At 27.4% G+C, this 6,237-nt stretch carries 5 protein-coding genes and 1 rRNA gene; 4 read left to right on the forward strand and 2 right to left on the reverse strand.

The features are described from left to right. Positions 1–33 precede the first annotated feature (33 nt). Both I2A66_RS13925 and I2A66_RS13930 read left to right on the forward strand, forming a co-directional pair. A complete protein-coding gene (locus I2A66_RS13925; protein ID WP_195251885.1) occupies positions 34–462 on the forward strand; it encodes a hypothetical protein in 429 nt (142 codons plus the stop codon). A 150-nt stretch (positions 463–612) separates the two neighbouring features. Then, complete coding sequence (locus I2A66_RS13930; RefSeq protein ID WP_195251886.1) at positions 613–3,057, forward strand: AAA family ATPase; 2,445 nt, start codon at positions 613–615, stop codon at positions 3,055–3,057. A gap of 59 nt (positions 3,058–3,116) precedes the next feature. Here I2A66_RS13930 and I2A66_RS13935 read toward each other — a convergent pair whose 3' ends face one another. Next, entirely contained in the window at positions 3,117–3,689 is a 573-nt protein-coding gene (locus tag I2A66_RS13935; protein ID WP_122640577.1) for a 5-formyltetrahydrofolate cyclo-ligase, read from the reverse strand. A 172-nt stretch (positions 3,690–3,861) separates the two neighbouring features. On the opposite strand from I2A66_RS13935, the gene I2A66_RS13940 reads away from it, so the two are divergent. Further along, positions 3,862–5,013 carry a S41 family peptidase gene (locus I2A66_RS13940; RefSeq protein ID WP_195251887.1) on the forward strand — a complete coding sequence of 384 codons (1,152 nt, stop codon included), beginning with the start codon at positions 3,862–3,864 and terminating at the stop codon, positions 5,011–5,013. A gap of 453 nt (positions 5,014–5,466) precedes the next feature. On the opposite strand, the gene I2A66_RS13945 is transcribed toward I2A66_RS13940, so the two are convergent. Continuing rightward, a complete protein-coding gene (locus I2A66_RS13945) occupies positions 5,467–5,658 on the reverse strand; it encodes a hypothetical protein (RefSeq protein ID WP_122640575.1) in 192 nt (63 codons plus the stop codon). 334 nt (positions 5,659–5,992) lie between these two features. On the opposite strand from I2A66_RS13945, the gene I2A66_RS13950 reads away from it, so the two are divergent. Continuing rightward, a 16S ribosomal RNA gene (locus I2A66_RS13950) occupies positions 5,993–6,237 on the forward strand; the annotation flags it as partial.

The following is a 6,237-nucleotide window of genomic DNA, read 5'->3' on the forward strand; positions in this document are numbered from 1 at the left end:
CTTTCATATATTAAAATATATGGGGGTGATATTGTGAATATAAAGTTTAACATGAAGGGTGTAATTATAGGGGTAGTATTATTATTTTTAGTTATTGGAGGCTTTTTAGTTTTACCTAAAATGTTCATGGAAGATTCTACACCAGTAGACTATACTATGCTACAAAGGGATGCTATTCCAGAAAAAATATTAAATATAATGGATAAATATACAAATGAAGAAAGAGCTTTAGCGGTAAAATTGGACAATAAAATATATGTTATAGTAACTAGAACACAAGGGAAAGAAGAGGGAATACAGATAGATAAAATAAGTATAGTTAAAGAAGAAGATAAAAATATAATGAAGGTTAGTGCAACTTATAAAGACAAGATGAAATCATATCCTTTTGTTATAGCTGAGACGAACTTAACTGACTTGCCAGATAGAATAGAATTAAACTCTCTTGAAGAAGAAAAGTAAATATTACTTACATAGTTTATGAATTAAATAATATGGAATATTAATAAGCGATTGTTTTTAGTGAAAATTATATGAAAACAATCGCTTATTTTGGTTATTTAATAAGAAGTAGGGAAAAATATATTTCAAATATAACTTTGAGGTGAACATATGATAAATATAGATAAATATAAAGTAGATATAGATAAATTAAAGTATAAATGTTGCTTAGATGATATGGATTTTAACACGACAGAAGATGTACAACCAATAGGTGGTATTATAGGACAAGAAAGAGCTGTTAGTTCTATCGAATTTGGACTAAAAATGAAACATAAGGGATATAACATATATATAGCAGGAGATAGTGGAATAGGAAGAACGAGTTATGCAAAATCTTTAATAAAAAAAAATGTTAAACTTAATGACAATCTTAAAGATTGGATATATGTAAATAATTTTAAAAATGCGAATGAACCAGTAGCATTATCTTTTAAAGCTGGTATAGGAAGAGAATTTAAGAATGATGTGGATGATATTATTGATAAATTAAAAGTTGAGATACCTAAAATATTTGATTCTAAAGAATATGAAAGCCATAATAGGCTTCTAATGACAGAGCTTGAAAATAATATACATAATATAGTTGAAGAATTAAATGAATTTGCAAAACCGAGAGGATTTAAATTTCAAATAACAGAAAGAGGTTTAATGAGTATTCCTACTAAAGAAGATGGGAGTGTTTTAGATGAATCTGAACTAGGAAACCTTACAGCATCACAAGTACGAGATTTAAGAGAGCGAGGATTAAAATTAAATCAGGATAGTAAAGAATATATAGATAAAATAAAGTTATCTGAAGATATGTATAAAAATAAATGTAATGAACTAGATAGAAATGTTGGGAGAAGCTTAGTTGGATTTTATGGTCAATATTTGTTAGAAAAATATGGAGATGATGAAAAGGTAAGTAATTATATAAATGCTTTATGTAATGATATTGTAAATAATATATCTAAATTTAAAAAGGAGCCTGAAGATGAAAAGAAAAATGCTATGGCTTTATTTGGCATAGTATCAAGTAAAAAGGATGAGAAATTTTTAAATAAGTATAAGGTTAATTTATTTATAGATAATAGTGAGTGTAAAGATTGTAAAATTATAGTAGAAAGTAATCCGACTTATTATAATTTAACTGGTTCTATAGAGTATAAAAATGAAATGGGATCACTAACTACCAGCTTTATGGAGATAAAACCAGGAGCATTACATAAAGCTAATGGTGGATTTTTAATAATAAATGCAAGAGATTTATTATCTAATGCTTTTTCTTGGGAGTGCTTAAAGAGAACACTTAAAACAGGAAAGATAACTATAGAATCTTTAAATAAACAGTATGGATATTTAGTTACATCAACATTGAAACCAGAACCTATAGATTTAGACTTAAAAGTAATATTGATTGGAAATTATTATTACTATAGTATGCTTTATTCATATGAGGATGATTTTAGAAATTTATTTAAAATAATGGCCGATTTTGATGTTGAAATATATAAAAATAAAGAAAATATTTATAAGACTATTCAACTTATATCAAATATATGCAAGGAATCAAATTTAAAACATTTTGATAAATCAGCTGTAGAGAGATTGATAGAATATAGTACAAGGATAAGTGATGATAAAGAAAAACTAAGTGCTAGGTTTAATAAAATAATAGATATGATATATGAATCAGATGCCGTTACAGATGATGATAAACCATATGTAACAAGAGATGATGTAGATAAAGCTATAAATCAAAGAAGATATAGAAACAATAAATATGAAGAAAAATTAAATGAGATGTTTAAAGAAGGAACATTATTAATTGACTTAGAAGGTGAAAAGATTGGTCAGATAAATGGACTTGCAGTAATGGGTACTGGAGAATATTCATTTGGAAAACCTTCTAAAATAACAGCTTCTACATATAGAGGTAGAAGAGGTATTATAAATATAGAGAGAGAAATAAAGAAAAGCGGAAGTATACATGATAAAGGTGTATTAATTTTAAGTGGTTATTTAGGTGCTAGATATGGAAAAGAAAGACCGTTATCAATATCAACATCTATAACATTTGAACAAAACTATAACGGAATAGATGGAGATAGTGCATCTAGTACAGAACTCTATTCTGTAATATCGAGTATAGCAAATATACCAATAAAACAGTATATAGCCGTAACTGGATCAGTTAGTCAAAAAGGTGAGATACAGCCTATAGGTGGGGTTAATGAAAAAATAGAAGGTTTTTTTGATGTTTGTAAAATAAAAGGTCTTACAGGAAAACAAGGGGTAATAATACCTATACAAAATGTAAGAAATTTAGTATTAAAAGATGAAGTAGTAGAAGCTGTAAAAGAAGGTGTATTTAATATATATGCTATTTCAAGTATTGATGAAGGGTTAGAAATACTTACAAATAAAAATAAAGAAGAAATAGATTTAGAAGTTAATAAAGTTTTGGATAAGTATAGAAAATTAGATAAGGAAGAAGAGAATAATAAGGAACGTAAGTATCTAAAAAGTGAAAAAGATAATATAAAACGAGATAAAGTAAATGGTATTTAGTTATTTAGTAAAGCTGTAGTTATATATATCGCTACAGCTTTACTATTTTTAAGTATAAATTAGTTATAAGCTGTTATTATCTTAGATTCTGTTACTATAAAATCTAGTTGAGCATCATGTGGCTCTCTGGGTATTTCATCAAAAATCTGCATATCAAATGCAATACCTATTGTTTTTGCATCTGGTCTTAAATTTTCTAAAAATCTATCATAAAATCCACCTCCATATCCGAGTCTATAACAGTTTTTATCATAAGCAACAGCTGGGACTATAACAATATCTAAGTTTTTAATATCTATAGTAGGGGAATATTCTGGTTTAGGTTCTCTTATATTATAAGCACCAAATTTAATTCCATTTTTTAAATCTGTAATTTGAGCAGGAATTAATTTTCGTTCTTCTTTTAATGTTATAGGAGAAGCTACTGTTTTTCTTAAAGTTATTAACTTATTGATTAAGTCATCTGTTTGTACTTCGTTATTAAAGTCTAAGTAAAGCATAATAGTCTTAGCTTCCTTTATACATTCCATTTGCAATACTTTTTCTGTTATAATTGATGAGTTTTTTGAAATGAATTCTTTTGTTTGATTTTTTCTATCTAATATAACCTTTTTTCGAAAATCTTTTTTCATTAAAATCTACCCCTTTATATTATGGTATAATGTGGATATACAAATTAATATTGTATGCCTACATAAATTCTAGTATATAGATATGGTGTGGGCAACATAATTGATAAATGGGTAATAAAATGGATAGCTAGTCATATAATAAATAGTAGATTATTTAAAGGAGATGCGTTGAATGATATCTAAAAAAAAGGCCATTATAGGTTCTATTGTACTAGTTGTGGTTACGGCTATACTTACATCTACGGTTCAGTTGGCATTAGGAAATAAGGTTGTAATATCTAAAGATTTATATGAAAGTTACAAAAAGTACAATAAGTTGATTGGATTGCAACAAATAGTAGGAGAAGACTTTTATCAAGAAGTTTCAGAAGATGATTTAGTACAAGGTGCTATAAAGGGTATGTTTTCAGGTTTAGACGATATATACTCTCAATATTATACGAAAGAGGAATTCGAACAATTAAAAGAGCAGACAAGTGGGTCATTTGTTGGAATAGGTGTTTACATAAGTGCTACATCTGATGATGATTACATAACAATAATAGCTCCTATTGAAGGTTCTCCGGCAGAAAAGGGTGGAATTAAGTCAGGAGATAAAATTATAAAGGTTGATGACCAAAATGTATATGCTAATGAGTCTGATAAAGCTATTAGTATGATAAAAGGGAAAGCTGGAACTAGTGTTAAATTGACTGTGAAAAGAGGAGAAGAAGAGTTCGAATTAACAATTAAAAGAGAAGAAATAGTTTCTAAGAGTGTTGAAAGTAAAGTGTTAGATGATAATATGGGATATTTAAAGATAACATCATTTAATGAAAATACTTATGATGAATTTAAAGAAGATTTAGAATCATTAAAAGAAAAAAATATAAAAGGATTAGTTCTTGATCTTAGAAACAACCCAGGAGGATTATTAGACATATGTGCTGATATAGCAGATGATCTAATTGGAGAAGGAACAATAGTATATACAAAAGATAATAAAGATGATAAAGAATATTTGAAATCTGATAAAAATAAACTAGGTTTACCAATAGCTGTATTGGTTAATGGAGGAAGTGCATCTGCATCAGAGATACTTACAGCAGCAATAGTTGATAATAATGAAGGTATAGCTATAGGAACTACTACATTTGGTAAAGGATTAGTTCAAAGTGTTAGAGAACTAAAAGATGGAACAGGATATAAGTTAACAACAGCTCAATATTTTACTCCAAATGGAGATTATATAAATGGAAAAGGAATTGAGCCTAAAATAGTAGAAGAAGATGAAAGAAAACAATTAGATGTAGCAGTGGAGTGGATAAAACAACAACTTAAGTAAAAGTGAGAATGGCATAATTTATTTATATAGATTATGCCATTTTTTCATAAGAATTTTATAAATTATGTATAAACTTATAATCTATGATAATAATTTTTATTAGAGGTAAAAATATATATAAAATAAATTAAAATTTAATTTTAAAAAAAAATATATATGAAATATTTTATGCTATTTTGATAAGTAATAATAGAATAGTGAATATATTTAACAAAATTTGTATTAAATTTAGAAGGAAAAGCAGAAAATATATAGAATTATTATTTAGATTAAAATTAAGTGAGTAATATTAATGGGATGTGAGTTTATGAAAGAAAACATAGGTAAGGTTATCGATTTTGTAGAGTATAAAAATAAAAAATCAAATTCTGAGATTAATAGAGTAGAACTTTTGAAACTTATAAAGCAAATTGTAATGACAAAATAGAGAGCACTTAGCTCTCTATTTTATTTTTAAGACATTCTAAGGCCACCAATATAGCTTTTAAATTCAGAAAAATCTTGATCATCATCTAATTCAATTACTTCAGAACTCTCTGTATCAAAGTTTTTTAAATAGACGGTATGATTATTTTGGGCACAGTCGTAGTATATACATCTATATCCGTCTTCGTATAAATCTTTAATATGATTGAATTTGGCCATATTATTCATCTCCTTAAAATACTTATATATATTTTTACAAAATATATCTTTAAGTATTCAAATTTTTATTATTTAACATAGAAAATAAAAAAAGGTATTGACCAATAAAGGATATGATGGTAAAGTATTACTTGTCCAAGAGATAGGGACGAAAAATAAAACGAAAGAAAATGTTGACAAGATTGAAATAACTTGTTAAGATAAGTAAGTCGAAACAATGAACTTTGAAAATTAAACAGTAGGTTAATTTATATAACTAATTCTTATTTAAGAATTAAACACAAACAACCAAGCCAGATATTCAGATAATGATTAGCTGAGCGATGGACAACTTTTATTTGAGAGTTTGATCCTGGCTCAGGATGAACGCTGGCGGCGTGCCTAACACATGCAAGTCGAGCGAACTTCTTCGGAAGTGAGCGGCGGACGGGTGAGTAACGCGTGGGTAACCTGCCCTATACACACGGATAACGTACCGAAAGGTACGCTAATACGAGATAACATATTTTTATCGCATGGTAGAAATATCAAAGCTCCGGCGGTATAGGATGGACCCGCGTCTGATTAGCTAGTTGGTAA

The organism is Romboutsia sp. 1001713B170207_170306_H8 (assembly GCF_015550495.1).
Taxonomy (GTDB): domain Bacteria; phylum Bacillota; class Clostridia; order Peptostreptococcales; family Peptostreptococcaceae; genus Romboutsia_E.

Excerpts from the sequence above, each read along its gene's own strand:
- I2A66_RS13935 (WP_122640577.1), bottom strand. The coding sequence starts at position 3,689 with ATGAAAAAAGATTTTCGAAAAAAGGTTATATTAGATAGAAAAAATCAA.
- I2A66_RS13930 (WP_195251886.1), top strand. The coding sequence starts at position 613 with ATGATAAATATAGATAAATATAAAGTAGATATAGATAAATTAAAGTAT.
- I2A66_RS13940 (WP_195251887.1), top strand. The coding sequence starts at position 3,862 with ATGATATCTAAAAAAAAGGCCATTATAGGTTCTATTGTACTAGTTGTG.
- I2A66_RS13945 (WP_122640575.1), bottom strand. The coding sequence starts at position 5,658 with ATGGCCAAATTCAATCATATTAAAGATTTATACGAAGACGGATATAGA.